This is a genomic window from Streptomyces sp. NPDC048566 (assembly GCF_043199735.1).
Lineage (GTDB): Bacteria > Actinomycetota > Actinomycetes > Streptomycetales > Streptomycetaceae > Streptomyces.
Genome location: NZ_JBICWL010000015.1, coordinates 127,768 through 144,156, shown reverse-complemented (window position 1 = coordinate 144,156; position 16,389 = coordinate 127,768). Strand labels below are relative to the sequence as shown.

Annotated in this window: 13 protein-coding genes; 7 read left to right on the top strand and 6 right to left on the bottom strand. The window is 75.1% G+C overall.

Going from position 1 to position 16,389, the window contains the following annotated elements:
- Window positions 1–54: 54 nt before the first annotated feature.
- The 5 genes from ACGFS9_RS22470 to ACGFS9_RS22450 all read left to right on the top strand — a co-directional run bounded on the left by ACGFS9_RS22470 (window position 55) and on the right by ACGFS9_RS22450 (window position 6,046).
- The gene (locus ACGFS9_RS22470) at window positions 55–456 is read left to right on the top strand and encodes a hypothetical protein (RefSeq protein ID WP_393255544.1); all 402 of its coding nucleotides are present in this window, start codon (window positions 55–57) and stop codon (window positions 454–456) included.
- A 262-nt stretch (window positions 457–718) separates the two neighbouring features.
- The gene (locus tag ACGFS9_RS22465; protein WP_393255542.1) at window positions 719–2,047 is read left to right on the top strand and encodes an ATP-grasp domain-containing protein; all 1,329 of its coding nucleotides are present in this window, start codon (window positions 719–721) and stop codon (window positions 2,045–2,047) included.
- A complete protein-coding gene (locus ACGFS9_RS22460; protein ID WP_393255540.1) occupies window positions 2,044–3,309 on the top strand; it encodes a GNAT family N-acetyltransferase in 1,266 nt (421 codons plus the stop codon). The genes ACGFS9_RS22465 and ACGFS9_RS22460 overlap by 4 nt, the downstream gene beginning before the upstream one ends.
- On the top strand, window positions 3,306–5,018 hold the full coding sequence (locus ACGFS9_RS22455; protein WP_393255538.1) for an ABC transporter substrate-binding protein: 1,713 nt from the start codon (window positions 3,306–3,308) through the stop codon (window positions 5,016–5,018). Before ACGFS9_RS22460 ends, ACGFS9_RS22455 begins: the two co-directional genes overlap by 4 nt.
- On the top strand, window positions 5,015–6,046 hold the full coding sequence (locus ACGFS9_RS22450) for a GNAT family N-acetyltransferase (protein ID WP_393255536.1): 1,032 nt from the start codon (window positions 5,015–5,017) through the stop codon (window positions 6,044–6,046). The genes ACGFS9_RS22455 and ACGFS9_RS22450 overlap by 4 nt, the downstream gene beginning before the upstream one ends.
- 361 nt (window positions 6,047–6,407) lie before the next feature.
- Here the strand turns inward: ACGFS9_RS22450 and ACGFS9_RS22445 are convergent, their stop codons facing one another.
- Genes ACGFS9_RS22445 through ACGFS9_RS22430 form a run of 4 tightly spaced genes read right to left on the bottom strand, consistent with a single transcriptional unit; the run spans window position 6,408 to window position 10,184 of the window.
- Window positions 6,408–7,394 (bottom strand): EamA family transporter, encoded by a 987-nt coding sequence (locus tag ACGFS9_RS22445; protein ID WP_393255534.1) that lies wholly within the window; start codon window positions 7,392–7,394, stop codon window positions 6,408–6,410.
- Window positions 7,391–8,692, bottom strand: a complete 1,302-nt coding sequence (locus ACGFS9_RS22440; protein ID WP_393255532.1) for a serine hydrolase — start codon at window positions 8,690–8,692, stop codon at window positions 7,391–7,393. The genes ACGFS9_RS22445 and ACGFS9_RS22440 overlap by 4 nt, the downstream gene beginning before the upstream one ends.
- Window positions 8,693–8,700: 8 nt before the next feature.
- Window positions 8,701–8,961 (bottom strand): ferredoxin, encoded by a 261-nt coding sequence (locus ACGFS9_RS22435; protein WP_393255531.1) that lies wholly within the window; start codon window positions 8,959–8,961, stop codon window positions 8,701–8,703.
- Window positions 8,958–10,184: a cytochrome P450 gene (locus tag ACGFS9_RS22430; RefSeq protein WP_393255529.1), complete on the bottom strand. Its 1,227-nt coding sequence runs from the start codon at window positions 10,182–10,184 to the stop codon at window positions 8,958–8,960. The genes ACGFS9_RS22435 and ACGFS9_RS22430 overlap by 4 nt, the downstream gene beginning before the upstream one ends.
- Window positions 10,185–10,542: 358 nt before the next feature.
- Between ACGFS9_RS22430 and ACGFS9_RS22425 the strand changes: the two genes are divergently transcribed.
- Together ACGFS9_RS22425 and ACGFS9_RS22420 are read left to right on the top strand one after the other, a co-directional pair.
- Window positions 10,543–11,286, top strand: coding sequence for an SDR family NAD(P)-dependent oxidoreductase (locus ACGFS9_RS22425; protein ID WP_393255580.1), 744 nt, complete (start codon window positions 10,543–10,545; stop codon window positions 11,284–11,286).
- A gap of 375 nt (window positions 11,287–11,661) precedes the next feature.
- Window positions 11,662–13,062 carry a LysR family transcriptional regulator gene (locus ACGFS9_RS22420; RefSeq protein WP_393255528.1) on the top strand — a complete coding sequence of 467 codons (1,401 nt, stop codon included), beginning with the start codon at window positions 11,662–11,664 and terminating at the stop codon, window positions 13,060–13,062.
- On the opposite strand, the gene ACGFS9_RS22415 is transcribed toward ACGFS9_RS22420, so the two are convergent.
- Together ACGFS9_RS22415 and argJ are read right to left on the bottom strand one after the other, a co-directional pair.
- Window positions 13,038–14,705: an ABC transporter substrate-binding protein gene (locus ACGFS9_RS22415; RefSeq protein WP_393255526.1), complete on the bottom strand. Its 1,668-nt coding sequence runs from the start codon at window positions 14,703–14,705 to the stop codon at window positions 13,038–13,040. The genes ACGFS9_RS22420 and ACGFS9_RS22415 overlap by 25 nt on opposite strands.
- A 246-nt stretch (window positions 14,706–14,951) precedes the next feature.
- Complete coding sequence (gene argJ, locus ACGFS9_RS22410; protein WP_393255525.1) at window positions 14,952–16,142, bottom strand: bifunctional glutamate N-acetyltransferase/amino-acid acetyltransferase ArgJ; 1,191 nt, start codon at window positions 16,140–16,142, stop codon at window positions 14,952–14,954.
- Between the last annotated feature and the right edge of the window lie 247 nt (window positions 16,143–16,389).

The window sequence follows — 16,389 nt, the reverse complement described above, 5'->3', positions numbered from 1 at the left end:
GGGCCCGGGCGCACGTGCCCGGACCCCCGCCCCGTGCCATGGAAGGCTGCCCCCATGACGAACCGCACCACCACCGGCCGTGCCGTCCGCTGGGCGAAGGGCACCGCCGTCACGGCACTGTCGGCCGTCGTCTGCCTCTGGATCTGGACGTCGTGCCGCTCCTGGGCGCAGGGCGTGCGGGAGGCGAACGAGGACGCCTTCCTCGCCGGTTCCCTCGAATCCCTGCTCGCCGGCGTCGCCGGTGTCCTGTCGATGCCGCTGCTGCTGTGGGCGGGGATGCGCCTGCTCGGCGAGCGGGGCGTCCATCTCCTGCTGCTCGTCGGCACGGTGGGGTGGTTCCTGATCGGCGGGCACGTCGTCGAGGACGCGGCCGGCGGCGCGGCCACGGCCGGCTTCCTGGCCCTGTTCGCCGTCCTGGGCGGGCTCGCGGCCCTGGCCCGGCCGCGCCCCTCCTGAACCCGCGGCCCGAGCCGCCCCGGTGCCCCGGCCGCCTCCCGGCCGGAGCACCGCCGCGCTCCCTGGGAGCGGGGGCCCCGCCGGGCCGCGCGGCGCCCGGTCCGCGCCCGCCCGCTGTTCCTATGCGCCTCGCCGCCCGCCTATGCGCGTGACCACCCGATTCATGGCCGCCGCGGGGACGGCGCGGTCAACTGGTGTTCAACGCCAGTCGACTGCACCGCCCCCGAGCTGATCGGCGGGCGGGACCATGGAGGCGGTCCCCATGACAACACCCCTGGCCGACTACGCGATGTTCGTCGGCAAGCGCATCGCGATCGTCGAGCACATGCAGAACCACCCGTTCGTCCTCGGCCTGCACCAGGCCCGCGAGCACGGTCTGGAGGTGTGGCTGCTGACCGGCGACCGGTCCTGGTACACCCACGGGCACGACTGGGACGCGCACCCGCTCGCCGCCGCGGTCGACCGGGTGCTCGACGTCGACACCACCGACCTCGAAGCGGTGCTGTCCGTGGTGACCGGCGAGGACGGCACCCCCCTCGTGGACGGACTGACCTCGTTCTCCGACTACCACACCGTCCTCGCCGCCCAGGCGGCCCGCCGCCTCGGCCTGCCCGGCCCCGACCCGGCCGCGGTGGAGCGGGCCAACACCAAGGACCGGCTGCGCGTGGCCCTCGGCGACGTGCCGTACAACATCCCGCACATGCTGGTCAGCGGCCCGGAGCAGCTCGACGAGGCGGCCCGCCGGCTGGGCTTCCCGATGATCGCCAAGCCGCCCGCCGAGGCGATCAGCTACGGGGTGCGCCGGGTCGACGACATGGACCAACTCGTCGCGGCCTGGCAGGAGCTGTCCGGCATCCGGCGGAGCCTGCGCGGCCAGCCCCGCTCCGGGGACGTGCTGCTGGAGACCTACGTCGAGGGCGTCGAGGTCAGCGTCGAGACCATGACGGTCGACGGGCACACCCACGTCTTCGGCGTCACCTCCAAGGACCTGTTCGGCGACCCCGCCTACATCGAGTGCGGGCACACCTTCCCGGTGCCGCTCCCCGACGCGGAGCGCGACGCGTTGTACGCGGCGGTCGTGGCGACCCTGGACGCCATCGGCTACGACCACGGCCCCTGCCACACCGAGGTGCGGCGCACCCCGACCGGCTGGCGGATCATCGAGGCCAACCCGCGCACCCCGTCGAGCTGTATGACGATGCTCGTCACGGACGTCACCGGGCGCAGCCCCATCCTGGACGCCTGGCTGCTCGCGATCGGCGAGGTCCCGGCGATCGAGCCGGTCCGGCACTCCGGAGGCGCCGCGGTCCGCATGATCTACCCGCAGCGGCGCGGCGTCCTGAAGCGCGTCGACGGGGTGGAGGCCGCCGCCGCGGTGCCCGGCGTGCAGGTGCTGCTGCACGTGGAGAAGGGCGACCACCTGCTCCAGCGGATGGACAACTCCTCCTGCGTCGGCTTCACCTACTGCAACGGGCCCGACCGCCTGGAGGCCCAGGCCCTCGCCGACAAGGCCGCCGCCCACCTCGACTTCGTCGTGGAGGACGAGGAGCCCGCGGACGCCGGCGCCGAGGACGGGAGCGAGGCGCTGTGACCGGCACCGGCCCGTATCCGCCCGGTCCGGGAGGCGTGCGCCCGGTGGCGGACGCCGCCGGGCTGCCGGACGCCGGCTGGGAGGGTCTGCTCGGCCCGGAGGACTTCTTCCAGACCCCGCGCTGGCTCGCGGTGCAGGAGCGCAACTCCGGCACCACGATGGACTTCCTGGTACGGCACCGCGACGGCGGGCCCGTCGCGGGCCTGGTCACCGCGTGGGCGGACGACTCGGTGCCCTGGCTGCTGGCCCGGCCCGACGCGATGCTCTCCCGGGCCCTGGAGGACGAGGACGGCGGGTCACCCGAGGCGCGGGCCGTGCTGCGGGAGGTCGCGGACGGCGACCCCGCCGCCCTGCTGCCGTCACTGGTCTGCGGGGGACGGCACCTGGGCCGCACCCGGGCCCTGGCCGGCCCGAACGCCGCGCCGGGGGACGTCGAGGCGCTGGTGGAGCGGGCCGAACTGCTCGCCGCCGAACGCGGCGCGGCGAGCGTCTGCTTCCCCCACGTCGACGTCCGGGACACCGCTCTGGTGGACCTGCTGCACGCCCGCGGCTACCGCTCCCACCTGTCGGCGCACTACGCCTGGCTGCCCATCCCGGCCGGCGGCTGGGACGAGTTCCTCGCCGGGATGAGCAAGCACCGGCGGCGCCGGGTGCGGCTGGAGCGCCGGGCGCTGGCCGAGGCGGGCGTCGAGGTCCGCCTCGAACCCCTCACCCCGGCCCTGGCACCACGCCTCGGCGAACTGGACTGCAACCTGCTGCGCAAGTACGGCAACCCGGCCAGCCCCGAGCACTCCGCCGGACTCCTCCGCTGGATCGGGGAGGTCATGGGCGACGACGCGATGGTCTCGGTGGCGCGCCGGGACGGCGGCATCATCGGCTTCGGCATGGTGCTGCGGTCCCGGGCCCGCGGCGAGGAGCAGTGGTTCGGCCACCGCGCCGGGTTCGACTACGACGCGCAGGGCAGGCTGCCGCTCTACTACGACGTCCTGTACTACCGGGTGCTGGAGGCCGCGGCCCGCGAGGGCGTGTCCGTACTGCACGCCGGGATCGGCAGCATCGAGGCGAAACTCGCCCGCGGCTGCCTGGCGAGCGAGGAGCTCGCGTTCCTGCTCCGGCTGCCCCGCGCGGCGTCCGCCGGACCGGCCCGGACACCCCGCCGGTCGGCGGCGCGGGCGGCGGGCGGGGCCGGGAGCACCGCGAGCACCGCCGGGGAGACCGACCGTCCCCGGCGCACCTGCGACCGGGAGACGAGCACACGATGAGTACGGGAACGGAACGGCCCACCCGCGCCGGCGCCGGCTGGAACGCCGCGGTCGGGGCGACGGTCAACCCCTCGACCGCACGCGGCGGCACCCTGCGGCTGGTGACCTCGGCGGACGTCGACTCCCTCGACCCGGCCCGCACCTACTACGTCTGGGTCTGGCTGCTCCAGCGGATGCTCAACCGCACCCTCATGGCCTACCCCACGGACGCCGGACCGGCCGGCCTCGTGCCCGTCCCGGACCTCGCCGAGGGTCCCGGCCGCGTCGAGGACGGGGGACGCACCTGGACCTACCGGCTGCGCCCCGGACTGCGCTACGACGACGGCTCCCCGCTGACCTCCGACGACGTGCGCAACGCCGTGCAGCGGGTGTTCGCCCAGGACGTGCTGCCCGGCGGTCCCACCTACCTCATCCCGCTGCTGGACGATCCGGCACGCCCCTACCCCGGCCCCTACCGCACCGACGCCCCGCTGGAGTCGGTGCTCACGCCCGACGACCGCACGATCGTCTTCCGGCTGCGGCGGCCGTTCTCCGACTTCGACCACCTGATGGCGCAGCCCGCCGCCGCGCCCGTGCCGCGCCGCGCCGATCTGGGCGCCGAGTACGGGGAGAACCCGCGCTCCAGCGGCCCCTACCGCATCGCCGCGCACCGGCCGGGCCGGTTCCTGCACCTGGAGCGCAACCCCCACTGGGACCGCGCGAGCGACCCGGTGCGCCCGGCGCTGCCCGACCGGGTGGAACTGACGATCGGGGTGGACGTCGACGACCTCGACCGGCGCCTGATCGCCGGGGAGTTCGACGTCAACCTCGAAGGCCGCGGCCTCCAGCACGCGGCGCAGGAACGCGTCACGGCGGACGGCGTGCTCCGCTCGCGCACCGACAACCCGCGCACCAGCTTCCTGCACTTCGTCTCCGTCCAGCCGCACGTCCCGCCGTTCGGGGACGTGCACGCGCGGCGGGCGGTGCACTACGCCGCCGACAAGATCCTGCTCCAGCAGGCGCGCGGCGGGCCGGTGACGGGCGGCGACCTCACCACCGCGCTCTTCCCGCCCCGGCTCCCCGCCCACCAGCACCTCGACCCCTACCCGACCGGGCCCGATCTGCGCGGCGACCTCGACGCGGCGCGCGCCGAACTCGCCGCCGCCGGGCTGCCGGACGGCTTCGAGGCGGTGATCGGCACCCAGCGCGGCAAGTTCCGCCTGGTCGCCGACGCCGTCGTGGAGTCGGTGGCCCGCGTCGGCATCCGGCTGACCGTCGAGGAACTCGACGTGGCCAGCTACTTCAGCCTGGGCGCCGGGCATCCGGACACCATCCGCCGCCGCGGGCTGGGCCTGGTGGTGACCGACTGGGGCGCCGACTTCCCCACCGAGTACGGGTTCCTCGCGCCGCTCGTCGACGGCCGGCAGATCCGCCGCAACGGCGGCAACTGGAACATCTCCGAACTCGACGACCCGCGGATCAACGAACTCGTCGACCGGAGCCTGCACACCACCGACCCCGCCGAACGCACCCGGCACTGGCGGGAGATCGAACGCCGGGTGATGGACCACGCCGTGATCCTTCCCCTGGTCCACGACAAGACCCTGCACTTCCGCAACCCCTGGGTCACCAACGTCTACGTCCATCCCGCCTTCGGCCTGTACGACGTGCAGGCCATGGGCGTCGACCCCGACCACGCCGAGAGCACCGACCGGGAGACCACACCGTGAACGACAGCACCCGGGGCCTGCGCTTCAGCCCGCTGGCCGCCGACGACGAGACCACCGTCCGCCAGTGGCTGACGCTGCTCGACGACACGTCCGGGGACGTGCCGGACGCGGCGCCCCCGTGCACCGCCGACCTGACGGGCTCGCTGCGCTTCCCGCCGCCCGCCACCAAGCTGGAGGACTGGGTCGTCCGGCACGAGGGCCGGGGGGACCGTGTCGTCGGCGCGCTGCGGCTCGCCCTGCCCGACGGCGCGGACCTCGCCCGGGTGGACCAGCTCGTCGTCCACCCCGAGCTGCGGCGCCGCGGCATCGGGCGGGCGCTGTACCGGCGGGCCGCCGAACTCGCCGCGGGGCACGGCCGGTCCGTCCTGTCCGGCACGGTCGTGGAGGGCCTGCCCGGCGGCCCCGCCCGGGACCCGGCGCCCGCGGAGTTCGCCGCGGCGGTCGGCGCGCGACGGGCCGCGGCACCGGCCGGCGTGCACCAGTGGCTGGACCTGGACGCCCACGACCCGCTGGCCGCGGGTCTGCCCGCCGTCCCGGCGGGCTACGCGCTGGTGGAGTGGGGCACGATCACCCCGGACGCCTACGCGGTGCGGGTCTCCGTGCTCGAACAGTCGCTGGGCGACGCGACGATCGAGGAGGACCAGGAGGTCGGGACCAGCTACGCGCGGGAGTTCGAGACCATGCGCGTCGGGCGCGGCCGGAAGGCGTACCACACCGGGGTGCTGCACGAGGCGAGCGGCCGGCTGGCCGGGTACACGAGCGTCTCCAAGACCACCGGCAACCCCGCCTACGCGCTCCAGGGGATGACCGTCGTGCACCGCGCCCACCGGGGACACCGGCTGGGCACGCTGCTGAAGCTCGCGAACCTGGCGCACGTGCTGCGCCACGAGCCCGCCGTCCGGCTGATCGAGACGGCGAACGCCGAGGACAACACCGCGATGATCGCGGTCAACCGGGACCTCGGCTTCGTCCCGGCGGACCGCTGGACGACCTGGACGGGCCTGGTCGACCCGAACGCAGCGCACTGACCGCCTCGACCGGCGGCGGACGCGACCGGCGGCGTGCCGCCCGCCCGTCGAGCGTCCGCCGCCAGTCACCCGGCGCGGCGCGCACCGCGGTCGCGCCGGCCCTGCGGCGAGAGAAGTCCCCGCCGCCCCGCAATCACGCGCGCCCGGCCCGCGGACGAAACGGCACACTCACCACCTCGGCCCGCGGCGAACGCCCCCGGCGGCCGGCGTGCCGCCCGCCCGTCGACCGTCCGCCGCCAGTCACCCGGCGCGGCGCGCACCGCGGTCGCGCCGGCCGTGCGGCGCGAGGAGCACGGGACGCCCCGCGGTGACGCGCGCCGGGCCCGCGGGTGAAACGGCGCGGGTCGGCTCGGTGCGGGTGTCAGCCGCGCACGCTGCGGGGCCGGTCCCGCTCGTGCGGGTCCGGCCCCGGCGGCACCGCGCCGCCCCCCTGCACCGCCGCGGGGTCCGCCCTCGCCCCGCCCCGCGCGCCGCGTCCCGCGAAGGGGTTCCAGCCCGTTCCCACCAGGACACCGGAGACGACCGCCGCGCCGCCCACCAGGGACCAGGCGGTCGGCCGCTCCCCGAGGGCCAGCCATGCGGCGAGGACCGCGACGACCGGCACCAGCATGGAGAACGGGGCGACCCTCCCGGCCTCGTAGCGCTTCAGCAGGGTGGTCCAGATGCCGGAGCCGACCACCGAACCGGCCAGGGCGGTGTAGACGAGGGCGACGAGGCCGGGCCAGCCGTCCGCGGAGAACGAGTCGGCGACGTCCCGCCAGCCGGTGCCGGGCCCCTCCATGACGGCCGACAGGGCGAGCAGCGGGATCGGCGGCACCACCGACATCCACAGCGCGAAGCGCAGCGGGTGGTCGGGGCGGGCCTTCCGCCCGGCGATGTTGCCGAACGCCCAGCCGAGCGCCGCCAGCAGCGTGAGGATCAGCGGCAGCAGGGCGGCCGTGCGGGCCCGCCCCACGGCGATCACGGCCATGCCGGCCACCGCGACGGCGATGCCCGCCAGCTGCCCCCGGGAGATCCGCTCGCCGAGCACCAGCACGCCGAGCAGCATGGTGAACGGCGCCGACGCCTGCACCACGACGGACGCCTGCCCGGAGGGCATGCCCTGGTCGATGGCGAGGAACAGCAGCCCGAACTGCATGACGCCGAAGCCGAGTCCGTAGACCACCAGCCAGCGCAGCGGGACCTTCGGCCGGGGCACGAACACGATCACGGGGACGGCGAGGACGACGAAGCGCAGCGCGGAGAGGAAGAACGGCGGGTAGTGGTCGAGCCCGATCCGCACCGCGAGGAAGTTCAGCCCCCACAGCACCGCGACGAGCACGGCGAGGAGTCGGTCCCTGACGCTCACCGGGCGGCTTTCGCCGTCAGCAGGCCGGAGTTGACGACGCGCGAGCCGAGGCCGCGCAGGAACAGCCCGTCGCCGATCGGCTTCTGCTCGTCCGCCGCCTGGCGCAGCACCAGGACGTGGGCGGTGCCGTCGGCGTCCTCCAGGAGCCAGCAGAACATCATGACGCCGGGGCAGGAGCCCGCCTTGAAGTAGGTCCTGCGCCACTGCGCCGGATCGACGGCGATGCCCGGGTAGGCGGTCAGGATGTGCTCCACGGTGCCCGTGGTGTCCCGCCGGCTGTCGCGGCGCAGGCCGTCGAGGACGTGCAGGACGTCGTACGCCGTCATGTGCCAGTCGAGGCCGAGGTGGTGCACGGTCGCGCCGAGGTCGCAGCCGCGGACCGTCATCGGGCGGGCGATCGACCGCAGCAGCTCCCGCCGGCCGGCCTCGTCGCCCGCGGACCAGGTGTCGCGCAACTCCTGCGGTCCCCAGCCGAGTTCGAAGACCTCGTGGCTGGTCGGGAAGGGCCGCAGCAGGGCGGGGTCGTGATGCCCGGACTCCTCCACCGCCCGCTCGACGGCCGCCCGGCCGAGCCGGTCGGCGATCAGGTCGGCGCCGGTGTTGTCGCTCATCGCGATCATCTTGTAGGCGGTCTCGCGCACGGGGACCCTGGTGCCGTCCGGCAGGTCCTGCATGTCGCCGGTGGGCAGGCTGCGCAGCTCGGGCGTGACGGTGACCTCGTCGTCCCAGGACAGTTCGCCGTTCTCGACGGCGCGCACCAGGGCCCGCATCACGTACAGCTTGTACGCGGAGCCGGTCGGCATCGGGCGGTCCGCGTCCGAGGCGTGCAGGACCTCGATCCCGTCGGCCGTCAGGCGGGCGGCGAGGACCGAGTGGTCGACGCCGGGGGTGCGCAGCACGTCCTCCAGCGTCTGCCAGTCGGCGATCTCGGGGATCACGGTCTCGGGCAGGAAGGTGAGGATGCGGATCAGGCCGGAGGAGTCGAGGGTGAGCGACAGGGTGTGGCGCGCGCCCGTCGGACCGGCCAGCGTGACCCAGCCCTTGTGGGCGATCGGCTGGTAGTCCAGGACGGTGAACGGCCCCTTCGCGCGCCACTCGTCCAGGGTCGCGCAGAAGCCGTCGCTGCGCCGGGGCGGGAAGGTGGGGACGAAGCGTTCGACCGTGACGTCGCGTGCGGCGAGGCCCGGTGCCGTCAGCAGCCCGACCGCCCAGCGCGCCGCCTCCCCCATCGGGGAGTCGTCGGCCGCGAGCGCCGCCTCGGGGGCGGCGGACGGGGAACCAGGGGCTTGGATCATCATCGCTCCACTCAGTTCTCGGTGACCGTGATGGCTCCGCACGGGCACAGCTCGGCGCAGAGCCGGGCGGCCTCGTGCAGGGCGGGTGCGGGCGTGGCGTCGAGCAGGACGACGGTGCCGGTGTCCGGGTCCTGGTCGAAGAGCGCGGGCTCGGTCGCGGCGCACCGGCCCATGGCGCAGCAGGCGTCCGGCACGATGGACACCCTCAGTCCGGCCGTGTCCCGGGCGCCGCCCGGCCCGTCCGCGCCGGTGCGCCCGGCGGGCTCGCTCACCAGGTCACCGGGAGCGCGCCGAGCCCGTAACTCGACACCTCATGGCGGAAGTCGAGCTCCTCGAAGGGCACCGCGAGCCGCACGCCGGGCATCCAGCGCAGGACGGCCGCCAGCATCTCCTCGATCTCGACCTTGGCGAGCCACTGGCCGAGGCACTGGTGGATGCCGTGGCCGAAGGCGAGGTGGCGGCGGGCGTCGCGGTGCGGGTCGAGGGTGTCGGGGGAGGGGAAGACCCGCTCGTCGCGGTTGCCGGCGGCCAGCGAGAGGACGACCCCCTCGCCGGCCCGGATCGTCACGTCGCCCAGCGTCACGTCCTCGACGGCGGCGCGGGCCAGGCCGTTCTGCACGATGGAGTGGAAGCGCAGCAGTTCGTCGACGGCGCGGGGCAGCAACGCCTCGTCCTTGGCCAGTTCGCCCGCGAGGTGCGGATCGGTGGCGAGGCTGAGCAGGCTGAGCGCGGCCTGGCTGGCGGTCGTCCCGTGCCCGGCGACCAGCAGCAGCCGGCACATCGGCACGAGTTCCTCGACGGTGAGCCGGCCGGGGCGCACCTGCTCGGTCACCAGCCGGCTCACCAGGTCGGTGCCCGGATCGGCGACCCGCTGCTCGACGAGTTCGCGCAGGAAGCCGTCCAGCTCGTCGCGCGCGGCGGCCACCTGGTCGGGCGTGTAGCCGCGGTCGATGAGGACCGCGCTGCGGCTCTCGATGAAGTCGCCCTCGGACACCCCGAAGAGGAGGGTGATGACCTTCGAGGGCACCGGGGTGGTGAGCCCGGTGACCAGGTCGACCGGGCGCTCCCCGGTGGCGACCAGCGCCGCCAGCATCCCGTCGAGCATCTCCCGCAGGACGGGCCGCATCTCCTCGGCGCGGCGGGCCAGGAAGTCCCGGGTCAGCATCGAGCGCAGCCGGGAGTGGTCGGGGTCGTCCATGCGGATGAACGAGGCGGTGTGCGGCGCCGCGCGCACCAGCTGGGAGGTGCGGGTCAGCATCGGGAAGCCCGGGGCGCTGGTGACGGCGGTGAAGCGGCGGTCGCCGAGCACGGCCCGTACCCCGGCGTGCGAGGTGACCAGCCACACCCGGCTGCCGTCCCACAGCGTCACCCGGCTCGCGGCCGGGCCGGCGCGCAGCCCGGCGAGCTGCGGGGGCGGGTCCACCGGACAGCCCCGTGGCATCGGGTACGAGGGGGCCGTCTCCTCGTCCCGGAGTGCCGCGTCGTTCTGCATCATCCACCGCCTATCGCTGCGCAGGTCGCTGCGCAGGGGTCGCGCCGAGAAGCTGTCGCCGTCCCAATCTGCCGTGCTCGCGCGGAGGCGTCGTGCCCTCGGGCGCGGCGCGCATAACCGGCCGGAAACCGTCATAACCTGCGGCTCCGCGGGCCGTTCACCCGGCCGGGTTCCGGCTGCTACCGTCCGGACGTCCCGCACGAATCGATCCCGCCGTCCCGGTCGCAGCGGCCCCGCCACCGCGGCCGGAGGGACCCCCGGGGGCCCGGCCGCTCGGCCCGTCGCGGCACGGCGGCGCTCTCGGAACCCGGCGGAATCCTCGGACCTGTCCGCGCACCGGCACTCGCCCATCGGGAGAATGATGACGTCAGCTCTGCAAGGGAAGGTCGCCCTCGTCACGGGCGCGAGTTCGGGCATCGGCGCCGCCACCGCGCGGGCGCTCGCCGCCGAGGGCGCGGCGGTCGCCGTCGCCGCCCGCCGCGTCGACCGGCTGCACGCGCTGGCGGACGAACTCGCCGCGTCCGGCACCGCCGTGCACGTCGTCGAACTGGACGTGACCGACGAACGCGCCGCGGCCGACGCCGTACGGTCCACGGTGGAGGCCCTCGGCGGCCTGGACATCCTCGTGAACAACGCGGGGATCATGCTGCTCGGCCCGGTCGAGGACGCCGACACCACCGACTGGACCCGGATGATCGCCACCAACGTCCTCGGGCTCATGTACATGACGCACGCGGCGCTGCCGCACCTGCTCAGGAGCCAGGGAACGGTGGTGCAGATCTCCTCGATCGCCGGCCGGGTCGCCCAGCGCGGGGCGGCCGGCTACAACGCCAGCAAGTTCGCCGTGAACGGTTTCAGCGAGGCGCTGCGGCAGGAGGTCACCGAGCGCGGGGTGCGCGTGGTGGTCGTCGAGCCGGGCACCGTGGAGACGGAGCTGCGCGAGCACATCACGCACGCCCCGACCAAGGCGGCCATCGAGGAACGCGTCGCCAAGATACGGCAGTTGCAGGCCGGCGACATCGCCGAGGCGGTGCGTTACGCCGTCACGGCGCCGGCCCGCGCGACGGTCAACGAGATCTTCGTCCGCCCGACCGACCAGGCCTGAGGAACCCGGCCGGACCTGGTCTCCGGACGGTCTCCGGGCCCTCTCCCGAACCGAGGAGAGCCCGGAGAGAGGACGTGCCTAGCATCACCGCGACGACGTACACGGGACGCGGCCGCCGGCCCCACGAGCCGGGCCGCTCCCGTCGAGCCACTGCGGACCATCACACGGCACCGTCCTTGACCACGAAGGAATCCGACATTGTCTTCCGGGTCAGAAATACCGCCTGCGATCAAGCCTGCACCCCCCTCTGCCCCCGACCGACCGGCATCCCTTCGCACCGCGTTCCCCCCGCCCCTCCCCGCGTCCGCTCCCCCGGGCCCCGCCGCCACGGCGCCCCCCACCGCCGTCTCCCCCACCACGGCGCCCCCCACCGCCGTGCCCCTCGCGGCGGGGCCCCGCGACACCGCCCCCGCCGGCTTCCCGTTCACCCGGCCCGACCTGTCCCTGCTGGACGCGGTCGGCCAGTGCGGGGACCTCGCCGAGGCGGCCCGCCGGACCGGGTCGCGGGGCGGCGCCGTGGAGCGCCAACTGGACCGGCTGGACCGGGCGGTGGGACTGCCGCTCACCCTGCGGGGCCGGCACACGGCGCGGCTCACCTCGGCCGGTTCGCGGCTGCTGGCCGCCGGCCGCCGGTTCTTCCGCCAGGTCGACCTCGCCGTCGAGACCGACATCTTCGGGCACGGCCCCGAGGCCGTCGACGCCCCGGCCGTGCTCGCCATCGCCTCCGCCGAACCCCTCCTGGAGGACGTCGTGGAGGACGCCGCGGCGGCCCTGGACGTCCTGCTGTCGGTGCATCACGACACGCCCCAGCAGGTCATGCGCCGACTCGCCGGCTACCACGTGGACGCCGCGCACACCTGGAGCCTGGACGCGCCGGGCCGCTCCGTCGAACGCGCCGTGCGCACCTACCCGGTCCTCGACGACCCGCTGTGGGTCACCCTGCCCCAGGGCCACCGGCTGGCCGGCGGCGGGCCGGTCTCGCTCGCCGACCTGAGCGGCGAGACCTGGGTGTCGGAGGTCGGCCCCGACTCCGAGGTGCTGGTGCCGCGCGTCTTCCAGACCGCCGGCCTGCCCGCCCCCGCAGCCCTGCACGTCACCGGCGCCTCCGTGGCCCGGGGCATGCTGCGCCGCGGCGACGCGATCGGGCTCGGCTCCCCCACCCGTCCCGCCGTCCTCGCCCCCACCGTGGTGCACCGCTCCATCGTGGAGCGCCCGCACCGCTCCACCAGCCTCCTGGTCGACCCCACGGTCGTGCCGGGCGCGCTCGCCGGACACCTGGCCGAACTCCTCGCCGAGCGCTATCTGCGGCGGTTCGCCGAGCGCCATCTGGCACTGCTGGACGACCCCTGGTGGACCCGCTGGTACCGCGACCGGACCGCCGGCGCCGCCCGCACGGGCCCTCCGGCCCCGACGCCGGCCCCCGGCACCGCGCGGACCACGCGCAAACTCGACGTCGGCGACCTGCACGTGCTGCGCGCGGTGGCCCGGCACGGCAGCATCAACCGGGCCGCGTCCGTGCTCTCCATCAGCCAGTCCGCGCTGACCCGCCGCATCCACCGCCTCGAGGTGGGGCTCGGCGCGCAGTTGCTGCTGCGCAGCGCGCGCGGCACGGACCTCACCGGGCCCACGCGCAGCTTCCTGCACCAACTGGGCCGGTTCGAGGCGGAGTTCCACGAAGCCGCGCAGTCCTGCCGCGCCCTCGTCCGGCCGGCGGCCCCGGGCGGCCGCCGGCCGGAACCGGTCCCGGTGCCTCAGCTCGCCCCGAGCGCCACGTAGTCGTACATCCCGAAGGACCCCGTCACGTAGACGTTGCGGGCGTCGGGGTGGCGGTAGAGCAGGGAGCGCGGGTAGAGGTACGGCACGATCACCGCGTGCTCCATGGTGAGGCGGTCGATCCGGTGCCAGATCTCCGCGCGCTCGGCCGGATCGGCGGAGGTCGCCCCCCGGTCGAGCAGGGCGTTGATCTCCGGGTCGTCCAGCTCGCCCATGTTCTGGTTGCCGCGCTCCTTGATGGCCCGGCCGTCGACGATCTGCTGGAGGAACCCGTAGCCGTCGGGGAAGTCCGCACCCCAGCCGAACATGATGATGCCGATGCCGTGCTCGCGCAGGTAGGCGGGGCAGCCGCCGTAGATGTCGAAGTAGTCGCCCGAGGGGAAGTCCAGGACCTCCGCCTCGATGCCGACCCGGGCGAGCCCTGCGGACAGCGCCTCCGCGGCCCGGTACTCCTTGAGCCGGTCCTTGCGGGCGGCGATCTTCGTGCGGAATCCGTCGGGCATCCCGGCGGCGGCGAGTTCGGCCCGTGCCGCCTCCAGGTCGCCGCGTCCGTCGGCGCCGGACGGGTAGCGGTCGAAGTCCCGGTACCCGTCGAGCGTCGGCGGCAGGATCGTCGTCGCGACGTCCCCGCCGACCGAACCGCCGTACGCCTCCTGCATCGCCGCCTTGTCGGTGGCGAACTGGACGGCGCGGCGGGCGTGCACGTTGTCGAACGGCGCGATCCGGCTCGACAGGCAGTAGATCCAGGTGAACCCGGACAGCGGGTTGTCGGCGTCGGCGCGCAGGGCCGGGTCGGCCAGGATGCGCTCCTGCGTGGCGGGCTGCACGCCGAACCCGGCGAGGTCGATGTGCGCCTCGCCGGCGAGCAGCATCCGGTCGACCTCGTGCGGGTCCTTGCCGAGGTGCACCTCGATGCGCTCGGCCCGCTGCACGCGGACCGGGTCCGTGGCCGGGTCCCAGTGCGGATTGCGCTCCAGGACGGCGAGTTCGCCGCGGGTGTAGGAGGCCACGCGGTACGGGCCCGTCGCGACCGGCCGCAGCCGGTACTCGGCGCCCGTGTCGAGCCGGCGCGGCACCGGGGTGGTGCTCGGCATCGTGGCCAGCAGGTCCATGCCCGCGAACGGCTCGGCCAGCCGGAAGACGAGGGTGCGCTCGTCCGGTGTCTCCAGGGTGGCCGGTCCGTCGGCGTCGGGCTCGCGCCACGGGCCGCCGTACCCGGTGCCCAGCAGGTGCCGGAAGTAGGTGGGGCCGGCGCCGAGCACGTCGGTGCCGTAGTTGCTGCGCGCGATGGCGTACTTGACGTCGCCGGCGGTGACCGGGCTGCCGTCCTCGAAGCGCAGCCCCTCGCGCAGCCGGTACGTCCAGACCCGGCCGCCCTCCGAGGACCGTCCCAGCGACTCCGCGAGGTCGGGCACCAGGCGCTGGCCCGCCTTGCCCGGCGCGGTGTCGAAGGTGACGAGGGTCCGCCCGACGAGCCGCAGGAAGTTCCACGTGTACGCGTAGTACGTGTTGCCCGGGTCCAGCGAGTCGAAGTCGTCGGTGCGGACGAGGCGGAGCGTGCCGCCCAGGCTGTCGCCCGGCCTCACCACGCCCCGGACGCCCGCGTCGTACCCGGTCTCGCCGGCTGGTGTGCTCGTGCTCTCCATGTCCCTGCGGCCCTCCTCGCGGATGCTTCGTCAGCCCCCATCGTGGGGTCCGGCCGGCTCCGGGAGGGCGCCTGGACAGGGGGGACGCATAGCGGCTGCGGGCTCGGCATACCCGGCCGGCGGGGCCGGAGAGCGCGGTCCGTCCGGCGGCGGGCGGCGGGGCCGGACGGCACGCCCGGGACCCGCGTGCGGCGGGCCGCCGGGGGCCGGGGCGGGCGGGGCGGCGGGTGCGGGCCCGCCGCGGCGTCAGGTGGTGTACTCCGAGTTGAGGCGGACGTAGCCCTCGGTGAGGTCGCAGCCGTACACGGTGAACTCCCCCTCGGCGATGCCGAGGTCGATGCCGATGACGACCTCGTCGCCCTTCAGGTGGTCCGCCACGGCGGCCCGCACGGCGTCCTCCTCGGCGGCGTCGGCGGCCCCCGCCGGGTACACCTCCGTCTCCCCGAACCGGATACGCACCGCCTCCTGCTCGATGTCGGTGTCGTCGGAGCACTTGCCGACCGCCATCGCGACCCGGCCCCAGTTGGGGTCGCAGCCGTGCACGGCGGTCTTCACCAGCGGGGAGTTGACGACCGTCTTGCCGACCCGCTTGGCCTGCGCGTGGTCCCGCGCCCCGGTCACCCGCACCTCGACGAGCTTGCTCGCCCCCTCGCCGTCGCTCGCGATGTCCTTGACGAGCGCGAGCGCGGCCTCGTGCAGGACCCGCTCGAACGCGGCGGGGTCGACGTCGCCGGCCAGCCCGTTGGCGAACAGGACCGCGGTGTCGCTGGTCGAGGTGTCCGTGTCGATGCTGACGGCGTTGAACGTGCGGTCCATCACCCGGCGGAAGATCCGGTCCTGCTCGGCCGGGTCGAGGCGGGCGTCGGTGGCGAAGAAGGTGAGCAGGGTCGCCATGTCGGGCTCCAGCATGCCGACGCCCTTGGCGATGCCGACGAGCGTGGCGTCACCGCAGCGCAGCCGGACCTCCTTGGGCCGGGTGTCGGTGGTCATGATGGCGCGGGCCGCCCGGTCGAACCCGCCCTCGGGGAAGGGCAGGGACAGCGACGCGAGGTGGGTCCGGATCTGCGGCATCGGGTACTGCCGGCCGATCACCCCGGTGGAGGCGACCAGCACCTCCCCCTCGGGCACCCCGAGCGTGGCGGCGACCGAGGCGCGGATCTCCCGGGCGTTGGCCTCGCCCTCGGCGCCGGTCGCGACGTTGGCGTTGCGGGCCAGCACGACGACGCCCCGCGCCTGCCCGTCGGCGACGGCCTCCCGGCTCAGCAGGACGCTCGGCCCGACGAAGCGGGACCGGGTGAACACCCCGCTGACCTGGGCCGGGGCGGTCGAGGCCAGCACGGTGAAGTCGTCCCGGCCGTCGTCGCCGAGGCCGACCGGAGCGGTGTGCACGACGAAGCCCCGCGGCGTCGCCCCGGCCGTCGATGTGGAGTCGGACATGTCAGCGTCTCCCGTCTGCATTACTTTCAGTGTGCCAGCATATTCATGCAATGCAAGGCCGTATCGTGCGCCACCGCCCCGGGCGGCCCGCCGCGCCGCCCCGCGGCGCGGGGCGGTCACCGGCGCCGTGCCGGCACGGCGCCGGACGCACGGCGGCCCCGCGCCCGGCCGGGCCGGCGGGCCCGGGCGGGCGCGGGGCGCGCCGGCCGTGCGATGCACTCTAGGGAGCGGACGGCGCGGCCGGGCC

What these genes read in the sequence shown, in the direction of transcription:
- ACGFS9_RS22470 (WP_393255544.1), top strand. Translation starts at nt 55, where the DNA reads ATGACGAACCGCACCACCACCGGCCGTGCCGTCCGCTGGGCGAAGGGC.
- ACGFS9_RS22465 (WP_393255542.1), top strand. Translation starts at nt 719, where the DNA reads ATGACAACACCCCTGGCCGACTACGCGATGTTCGTCGGCAAGCGCATC.
- ACGFS9_RS22455 (WP_393255538.1), top strand. Translation starts at nt 3,306, where the DNA reads ATGAGTACGGGAACGGAACGGCCCACCCGCGCCGGCGCCGGCTGGAAC.
- ACGFS9_RS22440 (WP_393255532.1), bottom strand. Translation starts at nt 8,692, where the DNA reads ATGATGATCCAAGCCCCTGGTTCCCCGTCCGCCGCCCCCGAGGCGGCG.
- ACGFS9_RS22430 (WP_393255529.1), bottom strand. Translation starts at nt 10,184, where the DNA reads ATGATGCAGAACGACGCGGCACTCCGGGACGAGGAGACGGCCCCCTCG.
- ACGFS9_RS22425 (WP_393255580.1), top strand. Translation starts at nt 10,543, where the DNA reads ATGACGTCAGCTCTGCAAGGGAAGGTCGCCCTCGTCACGGGCGCGAGT.
- ACGFS9_RS22415 (WP_393255526.1), bottom strand. Translation starts at nt 14,705, where the DNA reads ATGGAGAGCACGAGCACACCAGCCGGCGAGACCGGGTACGACGCGGGC.
- argJ (WP_393255525.1), bottom strand. Translation starts at nt 16,142, where the DNA reads ATGTCCGACTCCACATCGACGGCCGGGGCGACGCCGCGGGGCTTCGTC.